General features: G+C 72.8%; 1 protein-coding gene and 1 pseudogene. Both read right to left on the reverse strand.

What is annotated here, in order from left to right:
* Nucleotides 1-247: 247 nt before the first annotated feature.
* A pseudogene (locus D892_RS0127145) lies at nucleotides 248-9,124 on the reverse strand (SDR family NAD(P)-dependent oxidoreductase); the annotation flags it as partial.
* Nucleotides 9,105-16,784, reverse strand: coding sequence for an SDR family NAD(P)-dependent oxidoreductase (locus tag D892_RS0127150; protein WP_024804254.1), 7,680 nt, complete (start codon nucleotides 16,782-16,784; stop codon nucleotides 9,105-9,107). The gene D892_RS0127150 and the pseudogene D892_RS0127145, both read right to left, overlap by 20 nt.
* Nucleotides 16,785-16,790 lie beyond the last annotated feature (6 nt).

The raw sequence follows: 16,790 nt of genomic DNA on the forward strand, positions 1-16,790 counted from the left end.
AGATACCGAATTCCTTGCCGAGCAGATCGAACATTTCCTCGTCCGTGGCGGTGGTCAGCCCGGCGGCATCGTCGTCGGGAATGTCGGGTTCCGCCCCGTCCCGCAGTCTCCGGAGCAGAATGCGCAGCCGCCTTTCCGCCGTCGCGCGAACGGATTCGTCCGGCGCGGCGGCCGACAACGCCTCCTCCAGCCGGTCGAGTTCGTCGAGCAGCGAGACCGAGGTGCCGCTCACATCCAGTTCGGTGTGCAGATATTCGGCCAGTGCGATCGGGGTCGGATAATCGAAGACCGCTGTCGCGGCGAGTATCAGGCCGGTTTCCACGCCGAGCCGGTCGCGCAGTTCCACCGCGGCGAGCGAATCGACGCCCAGATCGCTGAACGCCTGATCCTCCGGCACCTCCGCGGCGCTCGGATGGCCGAGCACGACCGCGGCCGAGGACCGCACCACATCCAGCAGGACGGGCAGATGTTCCGCGTCCGGCAGTGCCGACAGCCGCTTCCGCAACGCGGACTCCGCGCCGTCCGTGCCGGTCTGCCGGGGCGGTGTGGCGGAAACGACCTCTCGCAGTAGGGGACTCGGGCGGGCCATCGTGAACATTCGCTCGAACCGCGCCCAGTCCACGTCGGCCACCACGACCGCGGTGTCGTCCCGGTCGAGGGCCCGCCACAGTTCCAGGATCGCCGACTCCGGCGCCATCATCGGCAGGCCGAGCTGACGCATCCGGTCGCGAGCCTCGGCACCGGCGGCCATTCCCTCGCCGTCCCACGGGCCCCACGCGAGTGAGGTCGCCGGGAGGCCGCGGGCGCGGCGGTGCTCGGCGAGCGCGTCCAGATAGCCGTTCGCGGCCGCATAGGCACCCTGGTTCGCACTGCCCCACACCGCGGCGACGGAGGAGAAGAGCACGAACGCGGACAGGTCCGCCCGGGCCGTCAGCTCGTCCAGGTGTTGTGCGCCTACGACTTTCGCGGCCGTGAGGTCGGCGAGGTCGGCGGGAGAGGTCTCGGCCAGCGGGCCGCCGTCGGCGATCCCCGCCGCGTGCACCACCGCGGTCAGCGGATGGTCGGCGGGCACGGTGGCGATCAGCTCGGCGAGGGCGTCGCGGTCGGTGACGTCGCAGGCGGCGACGGTCACCTTGGCGCCCAAGCCTTCCAGTTCGGTCGTGAGTTCGTCGGCGCCCGGTGCCGCACGGCCCCGGCGGCCGATCAGCAGGAGGTGACCGGCTCCCTCGCGGGCGGCCCAGCGGGCGACGTGCGCGCCCAGTCCGCCTGTGCCGCCGGTGATCAGCACGGTGCCGGACGGTTTCCACGATGTGGTCGCGGTGGGCGGACTGCCGGCGGGAACGAGCCGCCGGGCATGAATCCCGTTCGGGCGTAGGGCGAGCTGGTCCTCGCCGTGGCCACCGGCGAGCAGTCCGCACAGCAGATCCAGCGCCGCCGTGTCGAGCGTCTCGGGCAGGTCGATCAATCCGCCCCAGCGATGCGGGTATTCGAGCGCGGCCACCCGGCCGAGCCCCCAGATCCGCGCCTGCGCCGGGTCGATCGGCTCGCCGACCGGCACCGCACCGCGAGTCAGGCACCACAGCGGCGCCGGAACTCCGCAGTCCCCGAGCGCCCGGATCAGCGACAGCGTGGCGGCCAGGTCGCCGCCGAACAGCGACACCACACCGTCGACCTCGGACAGCGCGCCGATCTGCCGCGCCAACGCCGCCCGATCATCGCCCCGCACAACCAGCACCCGTGCGCCGTGCCGGGTCATCGCTTCCGCCACAGCTCGGGTGTCGGCAGCGTCGATCCCCGTCCCCCTACGCTGCGTCGGCTCCCGCGGAGCCGTTGTGTCGGCTTGTGCAACAGTAGGTTCGACTCCCGCTCCCGCGGGGCGGAGCCGCATGCGGCCATGGTTGCGATCCCGCGGATCGATCGGGGCGGCCTCGGTATCCGCGTCCGCCGGGACGGCCAGCACCCACGTACCGCTCAGCTGCGAGGCCGGGGCCGAGGTCAGGGGCTTCCAGTCGATGCGGTAGCACCAATCGGCCGTGGAATCGCCGGGCCCGCGGTCGGTCCGCAGCCAGTAGTGCGTGCGATGGAAGGCCGACGTCGGCAGGTCCACCCAGCCCGTGGCGGGAAAGAGGTTCCGCCAGTCGATTTCGGCGCCCTCGGCGTACAACCGGCCTACCGCCGTGCACACCGTCAGCTGCTCGTCCCGGTTCTTGCGCAGCAGCGGGACCGCCGTGGCGTCGCGGCCCGCCGTGTCGGTGACCATCGCCGACAGCGCTCCGTCCGGACCGGCCTCGACGAACCGCCGGACGCCGTGTTCGCGCAGGGTGCGCACCCCGTCGGCGAACCGCACCGCCTGCCGCACCTGGTCGACCCAGTAGCGCGGCGAGCAGACCTCGTCGGTCACCAGCCGCCCGGTCACGTTGGACACCAGCGGGATTCGCGGTGCCCGGTACGTGATGCCCTGTGCGACACGGTGGAACTCGTCGAGCATCGGATCCATATGCGGCGAGTGGAATGCGTGCGACACCGTGAGCCGAGTGGTCTTGTGCCCCCTGTCCTGCCACTGTCCGGCGATATCGGTGACCGCGTCGGCATCGCCCGAGATCACCACGGCGGCCGGGCCGTTGATCGCGGCGATGCTCACCCGGTCCCGGCCGGTCAGCGAGCGCGCGACCTCGTCCGGATCCGCGCGGACCGCCACCATGGCGCCGCCCTCCGGCAGCTGCTGCATGAGCCGCCCGCGCGCGGCCACGAGCCGGCAGGCGTCGGGCAGCGAGAACACGCCCGCGACATGGGCGGCCGCCAGCTCACCGATCGAGTGGCCCAGCAGGTAGTCCGGTGCGATGCCCCAGGATTCGAGCAGCCGGAACAGCGCCACCTCGACGGCGAACAGCGCGGGCTGAGCGAGCCCCGTGCCGTGCAGGCGGGCGTCGTCGGCGGCGAACACCGCATCGCGGAGCGAAAGCCCGAGTTCGGCGTCCAGGAATGCGCATGTCCGGTCGAAGGATTCGGCGAAGACCGGAAACCGTTCGTACAACCCGGAACCCATCCCCGGACGCTGGGTCCCCTGCCCGGCGAAGACCACCGCGAGCGGCCCGCCGTCCCCGGCCTTGCCCTCGACCACGCCCGGCGTCGCCTCGCCCCGGGCCAGCGCCCGCAGCCGATCCAGGGCCTCGGAACGGTCGGTGGCCGGCACGACTGCGCGGTGCCGCAGCGCCGCCCTCGTCGTGGCGAGCGAGAACCCGACCTCGGTCAGGCCGTGCGGCCGTTCGGCCAGGTGGTCGGCCAGCCGCTGGGCGTGCGCCCGCAGTCCCTCCGGCGTCGCGGCCGACAGCACCCACGGCACCACGGCCGGGTCCGGTGCCCGCACGGCTTCGGGATCGTCCTGCTCGGGTGCCTCCTCGAGGATGACGTGTGCGTTCGTCCCGCTGATCCCGAACGCGGAAACCCCTGCGCGACGGGGACGTTCGCGGCGGGGCCACTCGACCGGCTCGGTGAGCAGGCGCACGTTGCCCGCCGACCAGTCGACGTTCGGGGTGGGCGCGTCCACGTGCAGGGTCCTGGGCAGCAGACCGTGCCGCAGCGCCAGCAGCATCTTGATCAGCCCGGCGGCGCCCGCGGCCGCCTGGGTGTGGCCGATATTGGACTTGATCGAGCCGATCCACAGCGGCGCCGGCCGATCCCGGCCGTAGGTCGCCAGCAGGGCCTGCGCCTCGATGGGGTCGCCGAGGGTGGTGCCGGTGCCGTGCGCCTCCACGGCGTCCACCTCGTCGGCGGTCAGCCCCGCACCGGCCAGCGCGGCGCCGATCACCCGGCGCTGCGACGACCCGTTGGGCGCGGTGAGCCCGTTGCTCGCACCGTCGGAGTTCACCGCGGTTCCGCGGACCACCCCGAGCACGCGGTGCCCGTGTCGCCGCGCCTCGGAAAGCCGTTCGAGCACGACGATTCCGGCGCCCTCGCCCCATGCCGTGCCGTCCGCGGCGCCCGCGAACGCCTTCACCCGCCCGTCCGGGGCCAGGCCGCCCTGGCGGGAGAACTCGATGAAGCCCTCCGGGCTGGACAGCACCGTGACACCGCCGGCCAGCGCCAGCGAGCATTCACCCGCCCGCAGCGCGGAGGCCGCCCAGTGCAGCGCCACCAGCGACGACGAACAGGCCGTATCGACGGTGACCGCCGGGCCCTCCAGGCCGAGGGCGTAGGCGACCCGGCCGGAGGTCACGCTGCCCGCGGTGCCGGTCAGCCGGTATCCGTCGCCGTCCGGGGCGGCCGACGACCATCCGCCGCCGTAGTCGCCGTGCGTCGAGCCGACGAACACCCCGGTCGCGCTGCCGCGCAACGAGTTCGGGTCGATGCCCGCGCGCTCCACGGCCTCCCACGCGACCTCGAGCAGCAGCCGCTGCTGCGGGTCCATCGCCAGCGCCTCGCGCGGGGAGATCCCGAAGAATCCGGGGTCGAACTCGCCGGCCTGATAGACGAATCCGCCTTCGCGCACATAGCTTTTCCCGATCGTGCCCGGCACCGGATCGTACAGCCGGGCCACGTCCCAGCCGCGATCGAGCGGGAGCGGACCGATCGCGTCGCGGCCGTCGGCGAGCAGGGACCAGAGTTGTTCGGGCGATTCGACACCGCCGGGGAAGCGGCAGCCGATGCCGACGACGGCCACCGGGTCGTCGTTCACGGCGGCCACCGCGGTCGTGGGCGCGGTGTCGGTCGTGCCGAACAGTTCGGCGCGCACGAAGCGCGCGAGCGCCGCCGGGGTCGGCTCGTCGAAGATCAGGGTGGCCGGCAGCCGCAGTCCGGTGGCGGCGTTCAACCGGTTGCGCAGTTCGACCGCGGTGAGTGAGTCGAAACCCATTTCCTTGAACGTCTTCCCGGCGGCGGCCCCTCCGGGCCCCGAGTGGCCGAGCACGATCCCGACGTGCTGCCGCACGAGATCCAGGACGGCGCCTTCCCGTTCGGCTTCCGGGAGCGCCGCGAAGCGCTCGGCCGCGAGGGCCTTCGGCCCGCTGATCGCGACGGCGGATTCGGTCCGATCGAGCAGATTCCGCAGGACCGAGGGCAAGGTGCCGGACTCGGCCAGCCGGTGCAGGGCCGGGCGGTCCCAGCGGACCGCCACCGGCACAGCGTGCTCCGCGCCGAGTGCGGCGTCGAAGAGCATCAATCCGTCCGCCGTGGACAGCGGGAGCAGGCCCATGCGGGTCATCCGCGCGAGGTCGGCGGCGCCGAGCGTTCCGGTCAGCTCGCTGCGTTCGCCCCACAGCCCCCAGGCCAGCGACACCGCGGGCAGGCCCCGGGCCCGCCGCCGGGCGGCCAGGCCGTCGAGATAGGCATTCGCCGCCGCGTAATTGCCCTGTGCCGCACTGCCCAGCGTGCCGGACGCCGAGGAGAACAGCACGAAGAGGGACACGTCTCCGGCCAGCTCGTCCAGGTGCCGCGCGGCGTCCACCTTGGCCGCGAAGACGGCGTCGAGGTCGCGCCGGGTCAGCGATTCCACGCTCGCGTCGGCGAGAACCCCGGCCGCGTGCACGACTCCCGTGAGCGGATGGTCGGCCGGTATCCGGGACAGCACTCCGGCGAGCGCGGATCGGTCGGCCGCATCACAGGCTTCGACGGTGACCGAGGCTCCCATGCCGTTCAGTTCTGCCGCGAGTTCCGTGGCGCCCGGGGCGGAGTCGCCTCGCCTGCTGATCAGCACCAGATGACGCACGCCGTGCTCACCGGCCAGGTGCCGCGCGACCCGCGCACCGAGCAGGCCGGTGCCACCGGTGATCAGCACCGTGCCCTCGGGGTCCCATCGCGGCGCCGGGGCCTTGCCGACCGGTGCGAGTCGCGGCACCAGGGCCTCGCCGCCGCGAAACGCCAGCTGCGGCTCCCCGGCCGACACCGCGGCGGGCACGGTATCGAGCACGGCCGCAGGGGAATTCTCGTCCAGGTCGGCCAGCAGGAACCGCCCGGGAAAGGCCGCCTCCGCCGACCGCACCAGGCCCCACACCGCGGCACCGGCCGGGTCGTCCACACCCTCGCCCGGATCGGCCTCGACGGAGCGACGGGTGAGAACGACCAGCGTCGACCCGCCGAACCGGTTGTCGGACAACCATTCCTGAACGACTGCGAGCAGATCGGCCACCGCCGCCACGGCGGTCCGCTCTCCGGTCGCGGGCGACAAGGCCACCAGTTCGGGAACGGCCGCGCCCGCGTCCACGGCCGCGCGCAGGTCCGTCAGGTCGGCATACGACCGCGGGTACGCCCCCGATTCCCGCAGCCGCGACAGCACGCCGAGTGCGTCGTCGCCCAGGACGGCCCAGTCCGCGCCGCGTCCGGGAAGCGGTGCCGGTGCCCAGTCGAGCCGGAACAGCATGTCCGATCGAGGTGCGTTGCCGCGCAACCGGAGTGGCCGGCTCTGGAAGGGATAGGTCGGCAGGTCGATCCGCCGGGCCCCGGTGAAGTGCCGCCGCCAGTCCACGGACAGCCCGCGGGCGTGCGCCTGCGCGAGGGCCGCGAGCAGCTGCCGCGTGCCGTCCTCGTCGCGTCGCAGGGTGGCCAGCGCGGTGCCGTCACCGCCGGCGTCCTCGATGATTCCGGTCACCGCGGGGAGCAGGATGGGATGCGGGCTGATCTCCACGAAGCGCCGATGCCCGTCCGCGAGCAGCGACCGGATCGCGGGGTCGAAGTTCACCGTGCGCCGCAGATTCGTGCACCAGTACTCGCCGTCGAGGCCGGCGGTGTCGAACCGTTCGCCGGTGACCGTGGAATAGAAGGGGATCTCGCCCGCCGTCGCGGTGATTCCCGCCATCGCTCCGGACAGTTCGCCGGTGATCGCGTCCACGTGCGCGGAGTGCGAGGCGTAATCGACGGCGATGCGGCGGGCCTGGACCTCGTCGGCCTCGCAGCCGGCGACGAACTCGTCGAGAGCCGCGGTGTCCCCGGCGATCACGGTGCTGTCCGGCCCGTTGATCGACGCGATCGACAGCGTCCCGCTGCACGCTTCGATGCGGCGGGCGGTTGCCTCGGCGGGCAACGCCACCGACACCATGCCGCCCCGGCCGGAAAGCCGGCGGGCGATGGCCCGCGCCCGAATCACGACCACCCGCGCCGCGTCGGTGAGACCGAGCGCCCCCGCGACGCAGGCCGCGGCGATCTCGCCCTGGGAGTGCCCGACCACGGCCGCCGGTTCCACACCGTAGGACCGCCAGACCTCGGCCAGCGACACCATCACCGCCCACAGCGCGGGCTGCAACACCTCCACCCGGTCCAGGGGCTCCCGGTTGCGCAGCACCTCCACCACCGACCAGTCCACGACCGGCCGCAGCGCCGCATCGCATTCGGCGAGCCGATCGGCGAAGACCGGATGCGAATCGAGCAGTTCGGCGGCCATGCCGGCCCATTGCGAACCCTGGCCCGGAAAGACGAACACCGGTGCGCCGGTATCGCCGTCGGCCACCTCGGAGATCACCTCGGCCGCCGGTTCCGCGGCGGCCACCGCCGCCAGTCCGCGCGCGAGACCAGCATGGTCGCCGGACAGCACGACCGCGCGATGCCCGAAGCGGGACCGGGTGGCGGCCAGCGAGTATCCGAGATCGCGCAGACCGGGTTTCGGATCCGCCTCGGCGAGATGCGTTGCCAGCCGGGATGCCTGGGCGCGCAGGGCGTCGGAGGTCTTGGCCGACAACACTATCGGCACCACCGCCGCGGGGCCGTCGGTGTCGGCCTGCTCCGGGGCATCGGCCGGTTCCGCGGCGGGCGCCTGCTCCAGGACGACGTGCGCATTGGTGCCGCTGATCCCGAAGGCGGAGACGCCCGCCCGGCGCGGCCGCCCCGTCTCCGGCCAGTCGATGCCCTCGGTCAGCAGCGCGACGCCACCCGGCGACCAGTCCACGTGCGAGGTCGGCACCTCGGTGTGCAGGCTGCGCGGCAGCGCGCCGTGCCGCAGCGCCATCACCATCTTGATCACACCGGCGGCCCCCGCGGCGGCCTGGGTGTGCCCGATATTCGACTTCACCGAACCCAGCCGGAGCGGCGCCCCGGACCGGTCGCGGCCGTAGGTGGCGAGCAGCGCGCGGGCCTCGATGGGGTCGCCCAGCGCGGTGCCGGTGCCGTGCGCCTCGACGGCGTCGATATCACCGGTCGTCAAGCGCGCGTTGGCCAATGCCGCCCGGATGACCCGCTCCTGGGCGGGACCGTTGGGTGCGGTGAGGCCGTTGCTGGCGCCGTCCTGATTGATCGCCGACCCGCGCAGCACGGCGAGCACCGGATGCCCGTACCGTTGGGCGTCCGACAGTCGTTCCAGTACCAGCAGGCCGATTCCCTCGGCGGCGCCGAACCCGTCGGCGCCCTCGGCGAACGCCTTGCACCGGCCGTCGACGGACAGCGCGCGCTGCCGGGAGAACTCCACGAATCCGTCCGGTGCGGACATCACGGTCACGCCTCCGGCCAGCGCCAGCGAACATTCGTCCGCCCGCAGCGCCGCCCCGGCCTGATGCACCGCCACCAGCGACGACGAACACGCGGTATCCAAGGTCACCGCCGGTCCCTCCAGCCCGAGGGCGTAGGCGATCCGGCCGGAGGCGACGCTGGCCGCCTCCCCGGTGACCAGATATCCGCGCAACTCCTCGGGGACCTCGCCCGCCTGTGCCGCGTAACCCTGATGGCTGAGCCCGGCGAAGACGCCGGTTCGACTGCCGCGCAGCGAAACCGGATCCATTCCGGCCCGCTCGAACGTCTCCCAGGCGACCTCCAGCAGCAGCCGCTGCTGCGGATCCATCGCCACCGCCTCGCGCGGCGAGATCTCGAAGAACTCGGGGTCGAATGCCGTTGCGGCGTCCAGGAATCCGCCGACCTTGACGTAGGTCCGCGCCTCCCGCCCCGGTTCCGGGTCGTACCACTCGTCGAGATCCCAGCCGCGATCCGGGGGCAGTTCGCCGATGGCGTCGCCGCCCGAGGCCACCAGCCGCCACAGCTCTTCCGGGGAGCGGACGCCGCCGGGGAACCGGCAGGCCATGCCGACGATGGCGATCGGCTCGTGGTTCCTGGTCTCGGCGGCATGCAGCTGCCGTTCGGTCCGGCGCAGTTCGGCCATGACCCGGTTCAGGTAGTCGCGGAGTTTCCGCTCATCGTTCGGCATCGTCGAAGCCCCCCAGTTTCCGGTCGATCAGGTCGAACAGTTCGTCGTTCGTCGCGGTCGTGAACTCGGCGTGGTCGAGCTGTCCGGCCGAGTTCTCCCGCCAGGTCCACAGCATCGTGTCGAGTCGTTTCGCCAGCACGGCCAGTTCGTCGGCCGGGCGCTCGCCGGTGAACAACGCCTCCAGCCGGTCCAGTTCGGCGAGTCCCGGTGCGGCGGCGCCGTTGTCGAGACCGAGTTCGCGCCGCAGGTGGGCCACCACCGCATCCGGTGTGGGAAAGTCGAACACCAGCGTGGACGGCAGGCCCGCGCCGGTCGCCGAACTCAGCCGGTTGCGCAGTTCGACCGCCATCAGCGAATCGAAGCCGAGCGAGCGGAACGGGCGGCTCGGCTCGATCGCGTCGCGGGCGTCCTCGTCCAGCGTGAGATGGCCGAGCACGGCGCCCGCGTGTGCGCGAACCACATCGTGCAGGATCCGATCCTGTTCGGGCGCGGGCAATCCGGCCAGCCGGGCGGGCAATTCCGGTTCGTCGCCGGTGGTTTCGGCCTCGACGTCCGGGAGTTCGGCGAACAACGCGGTGGGCCGCTTGGCCCGGAACGTCCGCGCGAAGCGGTCCCAGCGCAGGTCGGCGAGGATCGGCACGCAGTCCTCCCGGTCCAGCGCCTGGTGCAGGGCCGCGGTGGCCGGTTCCGGTGCCAGCTCGTGAATACCCTCGAGGCGGCCGCGCGCGCCGAGGCCGTCGGCCGCCATACCCGTTGCCCGCCAGGTGCCCCACGCGACCGCCGTGGCCGGAAGCCCCTGTCCGCGACGGACTTCGGCCAACGACTGGAGGTAGGCGTTGCCCGGGGCGTAGTTCCCGAGCCCGGGCAGCCCGAAGGTGGCGGAGAACGAGGAGAACAGCACGAATGCCGACAGCGGCGCGTCCAGCGTCAGGTCGTGCAGATGCCGCGCACCGAGCGCCTTGACGCGCAGCACCCGATCCATCCGTTCGGGTGTCAGCGCCTCGACCACGCAGTCGTCCAGCGCCGCCGCGGCATGGAACACGGCGTCGAGCGGATGCTCCTCGGGGATTCTCGCGAGCACCCGCGCGAGCGCGTCCCGGTCGGCGACGTCGCAGGCCTCGATGGTCACCGCGGCCCCGAGTTCGGTCAGTTCGGCGGCGAGTTCCGCGGCGCCCGGCGCCTCCCCTCCGCGGCGGCCGAGGAGCACGAGGTGCTCGGCGCCCGCCCGGGCCAGCCACCGGGCGATGTGCGCGCCGACGCCGCCGGTGCCGCCGGTGATCACCGTGCTGCCGTGCGGTTTCCAGGCGCGGGACGGCGGTGTCGCGGGCGCGCGGACGAAGCGCTGGGCGTGCACCGTGCCGGACCGGATCGCGAGCCGGTCCTCGATGCCGGCGCCGGCCAGCACCGAAACCAGCGGCGCGACCGCCTCTTCCGGTTCGTCGGGGAGATCGATCAGGCCGCCCCAGAGCCGGGGATGCTCCAGCGCGACGACCTGACCGAGTCCCCACACCTGCGCCTGCACGGGCGACGACGGCGAATCGGCGGGCCGCACGCTCATCGCGGCGCGCGTGGCGCACCACAGCGGTGCTTCGACGCCGTGCTGCTCCCGGACCCGGATCAGGTCCTGGATCAGCGCGACGGTCGAGGCGAGACCGGCGGGCAGGGCCGGGTGGCCGGGGAGCGGCGTCTCGTCCAGCGCCAGCAACGACAGCACTCCGGCAATGTCGCTGCCGCGCACGGCTTCCGGAACGTCCGCGGGCGAAACCGGCTCCGCCCGGACACCCTGTCCGGCGAGCGCCGACGTCCACGACTGCGCGAGCGCCCGATCCTCGGCCACCACCAGCCACGTACCGTGCACGCCGGCCGGTTCGGGCACCGTGATCGGTTGCCATTCCACGCGATAACGCCAGTCGTCGATCGACGAGCGGTGAGGTGCCGGCCCGTCGAGCCAGAATCGGCGGCGCTGGAAGGCGTAGGTCGGCAGATCGATGTGCCGGCCGCCCGGAACGAAGGGCCCCCAGGCGACCGGCAGACCCTGGGCGTGCGCGTGCGCGAGGGACGTGAGCAGTTGCTGCCGCCCGCCGCGGTCGCGCTGCAACGTGGACAGGACCGCGACGTCGTGGCGGTGGCCCACGCCGCCGTGCAGCGCGGGCGTGAGGACCGGATGCGGGCTGATCTCGACGAAATGCCGGAAACCGTCCTCGAGGAGTTCCGTGACGGCCGCGCCGAATCGGACGGTCTGCCGCAGGTTCGTGGCCCAGTAGTCCGGGGTGAGCGCGGCCGTGTCGACGGCTTGCGCGGTCACCGTGGAGTACAGCGGAATCCGGCCCGCGCGCGCGGCGATGCCGGCGAGATCGGCGACGAGTCGTCCGGTGACAGCATCGACATGAGGGGAGTGCGAGGCGTAGTCGACCGGGATCCGGCGGGCACGCACGTCGGCCGCCTCGCAGTCGGCGAGGAACTTCTCCAGCGCCGGAATGTCGCCCGCGACAATGGTATCGGCGGGCCCGTTGACCGCCGCGACGGACAGCCCGGGCACGAGCCGGGCGGCGGCATCGTCCGGCGACAGGGCGACGGAGGCCATTCCGCCGCGCCCGGAAAGCTTGTCGGCGATCGCCCGTGCCCGGGTGACGACGATCCGGGCGCCGTCGTCGAGCGACAGCCCGCCCGCGACGCAGGCGGCGGCGATCTCGCCCTGCGAATGACCGACGACGGCACCAGGACGCACGCCGTGCGATTCCCAGACGGCGGCGAGCGCGACCATCACGGCCCACAGCGCGGCCTGCACGACGTCCACACGCTCCAGCGAGTCGCCCCGGCGCAGCAGATCGGCCACGGAGAAATCGGCGAAGGCGCCCAGCGCGGCATCGCACTCCGCCAGCCGGGCGGCGAAGACCGGATGGGAGTCCAGCAGGTCCGCCGCCATGCCGGCCCACTGCGAGCCCTGCCCCGGGAACACGAACACCACGCCGTCGTCGCCGCGGGAAGCCCGGCCCTGCACCAGATTCGGCGCCGGTTCGTCCGCGGCGAGCGCGGCGAGCCCGAGTCGGGCCTGCCGCGCGTCGGACGCCAGGACCACGGCCCGATGCTCGAACGCCGTGCGCGCGGCCAAGGCGTGGGCGATATCCGCCAGGTGGTGCGCGTCGACGGCGGGGAGGAGCCGATCGGCCTGTGCCCGGAGCGCTTTCGGCGATCGGGCCGAAACCGTGAGTGGTACGGGGTTTTCCGGTGGCCCGGATTCGGCGGCCGGTGGTGCGGGGACGTCCTCGAGGATGACGTGGGCGTTGGTGCCGCTGACGCCGAACGCGGAGACTCCCGCTCGGCGCGGGCGTTCGTCCGGTGGCCAGGGGGTGGATTCGGCAAGCAGCCGGAGGGTTCCGACGGCCCAGTCGACATGGGGCGTGGGCGTATCGGCGTGCAGAGTCGGCGGCAGGATGCCGTGCCGCAGGGCCATGACCATCTTGATCACCCCGGCCACCCCGGCGGCAGGTCCGGAGTGCCCGATATTGGACTTGATCGCGCCCAGCCACACCGGGTGCTCCGGTGAGCGGTCCCGTCCGTAGGTGGCGAGCAGGGCCTCGGCTTCGATGGGGTCACCAAGGGTGGTCCCGGTGCCGTGCGCCTCGACGGCATCGATATCGGCGGCGGAGAGCCGGGCGTTGGCGAGTGCGGCGCGAATGACGCGCTCCTGCGCCCGCCCGTTCGGCGCGGTGAGCCCGTTGCTCGCACCGTCCTGATTCACGGCCGAACCGCGGATGACCGCCAGCACGGGATGACCGTTCCGGCGTGCGTCCGAAAGCCGTTCCAGGACAACCACTCCGGCGCCCTCGGCCCAGGTCGTCCCGTCGGCGGCCGCCGAGAACGCCTTCACCCGGCCGTCGGGGGACAGCGCCCCCTGCCGCGCGAAGTCCGCGAACGACGCCGGAGTCGACATGACCGCGACACCGGACGCCAGCGCCAGCGAGCAGTCGCCGGAGCGCAGGGCCTGGCCGGCCAGGTGCAGCGCCACCAGCGACGACGAGCATGCCGTCTCCACGCTGATGGCCGGGCCTTCCAGCCCGAGCGTGTAGGCCACCCGGCCCGAGGCGACGCTGGCCATATTGCCGGTCACCGCATGCCCTTCGACGGACTCCGGCGTGGCACCGAGCCGCGACACGTAGTCCTGGGCGACGATCCCGGCGAATACGCCGGTCGGGCTGCCCCGCAGCGATCGCGGGTCGATGCCGGCGTGTTCCAGTGCCTCCCACGACACTTCCAGCAGGATCCGCTGCTGCGGATCCATGGCCAGCGCCTCGCGCGGCGCGATGTCGAAGAACTCGGGATCGAATGCGGTGGCGTCGGTGAGGAATCCGCCCCGATGGGCATAGTCGCCGTCGCCGAGGTCCCAGCCGCGGTCGGACGGGAACGGTGACAGGGCGTCCCGGCCGGAGTGGACGAGTTCCCAGAGCTGCTCCGGAGATTCGACGCCGCCCGGATACCGGCATGCCATCCCGACGATCGCGATCGGCTCGTGCGGGTCCGAGTGCCGGGGCAGGCTCGGTTCGGCGGCGTCACCGGGCGACTCGAGTTCCAGCGCGTCCAGGATGTGCCGGGCGAGCGCCGTCGGCGTCGGATAGCTGAAGACCAGCGCGGCGGGCAGGGCCAAACCCGTTGCGGCACCGAGCCGGTTGCGCAGTTCGACCGCGGTGACCGAGTCGAAGCCGAGTTCCTTGAAGCTGCGGTCGGCGCTCACCTCGTCGGCCGTGGCGTGCCGCAGCACGGCGGCCACCTGCCCGCGGATCACCTCGAGGACGAGGCGGTACCGACCGGTTCCGGGCGTCTCGGCCAGCCGCCGGCGGAAATCCGGTTCGTCCCGCTCGGTGGTGCCGACGTGGTGGACGGCGGCGGGACGGGCTTCGGGCGCGTCGAGCCAATAGCGGCGGCGCTGGAACGGATACGTCGGCAGGCCGACCGCGCGATGCTCGGTGGGGTCGAACATCCGTTGCCAATCCACCGGCAGGCCGCGCACATAGCCCTCGGCCATCGAGGCCGACAGCTGCCGCTCGCCCGGCTCACCGCGCCGCAGCGTGCCGACGGCGACACCGTCGGCACCGGCGTCGTCGAAGATGTCGTGCAGTGCGGGCACGAGCACCGGATGCGGGCTGACCTCGACGAAGAACCGGTGTCCGGCCGCCACCAGCGCGCGCACGGCGGGATCGAAACCCGCCTGCCGGCGCAGGTTCGCCGCCCAGTACTCCGCGGTCAGCGACCCGGTGTCGACCAATTCCCCACGCACCGTGGAGAAGAACGGAATCTCGCCCCGGGCCGGCGCGAGCCCGGCCAGCGCCTCGGTGATCTCCGCGGTGACGGCGTCGACCTGCGGCGAATGCGACGCGTAGTCCACCTCGACGCGCCGCACCCGAACGCCGTCGGCCTCGCACGCGGCGACGAACTCGTCCAGCGCCCCGTTCTCGCCGGCCACGACCACACTGGCCGGCCCGTTCACCGAGGCGACCGCGAGCGCCTCGCCCCACGGCCGCACCAGTTCCGCGGCCCGGCCGGCGGCCGCCGCCACCGACACCATGCCGCCGCGCCCGGACAGCTCCCGCGCCACGGCCCGAGCCCGGGTGACGACGATGCGCGCACCGTCGGCCAGGGACAATCCGCCCGCGACACAGGCGGCGGCGATCTCGCCCTGCGAATGTCCCACGACCGCCGCGGGTTCCACCCCGTGCGACCGCCAGACCGCGGCGAGCGACACCATCACCGCCCACAGCGCGGCCTGCGCCACCTCCACCCGGTCCAGCGCGGCACCGTCGCGCACCACCTCCGTGACCGAGAAGTCGGCGAAATTCCGCAGCGCGGCCTCGCATTCGGCGAATCGGGCCGCGAAGACGGGACTGGAATCGAGCAGGTCGGCCCCCATGCCGCGCCATTGCGACCCCTGGCCGGGGAACACGAAGACAACCGTGTCGGGAAGCTCGTCGTCCACCGTGGCCACGCCCTGAATCACCTGCGGCGCCGCGGTTTCCGAGCGGAGCGCGTCGAGGCCGTCGCGTGCCTGCCGGGGGCCGTCGGCCAGGATCACGGCCCGGTGTTCGAATGCCGTGCGCCGGGTCAGGGCGTAGGCGACATCCGCCAGGCGTCCGGTATCGATGTGGGGGAGGAGACGGCCGGCCTGGTCTCGGAGCGCTCGGGCGGTGCGGGCCGAGATCAGGAGCGGCACCGTCTGCTCCGGCTCGCCGTCTGTGCGCCCGGCCGATACCGTCGTCCTCGCCGAGTCGTCGCCGTGCTCGGCTCGCCCGGGCGCGTCCTCGAGGATGACATGAGCATTGGTGCCGCTGACGCCGAAGGCCGAAACGGCCGCGCGCCGCGGGCGATCGAGGTGCGGCCAGGCAGTGGCACGGGTGAGGAGTTCCAGGGCACCCGAGGCCCAATCCACATGGGGCGTGGGCGTGTCGGCGTGCAGCGTCCGCGGCAGGGTGTCGTGCCGCATGGCCATGATCATCTTGATCACCCCGGCCACTCCGGCGGCCGCGGAGGTGTGCCCGATATTCGATTTGATCGACCCGAGCCACAACGGCCGATCGGCCGCCCGGTCCCGCCCGTAGGTGGCGAGCAGTGCGGCGGCCTCGATGGGATCGCCGAGGCTGGTGCCGGTCCCGTGAGCCTCCACGGCGTCGATATCGGCGGGGCCGAGACGGGCGTTGGCGAGTGCCGCGCGGATGACCCGTTCCTGCGCCGGGCCGTTCGGCGCGGTGAGCCCGTTGCTGGCGCCGTCCTGGTTGACCGCCGAGCCGCGAATCACCGCCAGCACGCGATGCCCGTTCCGTTCGGCATCCGAAAGCCGTTCCAGCAGAAGAACTCCCGCGCCCTCGGCCGGGCCGAACCCGTCCGCGGACGCGGCGAATGCCCGGCACCGGCCGTCCGGCGACAGCGCCCCCTGCCGGGAGAACTCCACGAACCCCATCGGGCTGGACATCACCGTCGCACCACCCGCCACGGCCAGCGAGCAGTCACCCGAACGCAGTGCCTGTCCGGCCAGATGCAGGGCCACCAGCGAGGACGAGCACGCCGTGTCCAGCGTTACCGCCGGCCCGGTCAGGCCCAGTTCGTAGGCGATCCGCCCGGATGCCACGCTGGTGAAGTTGCCGGTCGCCAGGTAGCCGTCGACGATCTCGGGCACCGGCCGGTGCCCCCACGAGTAGTCGGCCATGCTCAACCCGACGAAGGTGCCGGTGGCGGTGCCCCGCAACGACTTCGGATCGATACCCGCCTGTTCGAACAGCTCCCAGGAGATCTCCAGCAGCAGCCGCTGCTGTGGATCCATGGCGAGCGCCTCGCGCGGCGAGATCCCGAAGAACTCCGCGTCGAATTCCGTGGCGTCGTGCAGGAATCCGCCGCCGCGGACGTAGTGCGTGCCGGGGCGGGCGGCCTGCGGATCGTAGAGGTTGTCCAGGTCCCAGCCGCGGTCGGCGGGGAATTCGGTGATCGCGTCGCGCCCCTCGGCCACCAGGGTCCACAGCTCGTCCGCCGAGCCGACCCCGCCCGGATACCGGCAGGCCATGCCGATGACGGCGATCGGTTCGTCGTTCGCCGCCTCGGCCTCCTGCAACCGCTGCCGGGTCTCGCGCAGATCGCCCAGCACCCGTTTGAGGTAGGCGAGCAGTTTTTCGTTCTCTTCCACGGGTTT

Origin of the sequence: Nocardia sp. BMG51109, from assembly GCF_000526215.1 — a bacterium.
Taxonomy (GTDB): domain Bacteria; phylum Actinomycetota; class Actinomycetes; order Mycobacteriales; family Mycobacteriaceae; genus Nocardia.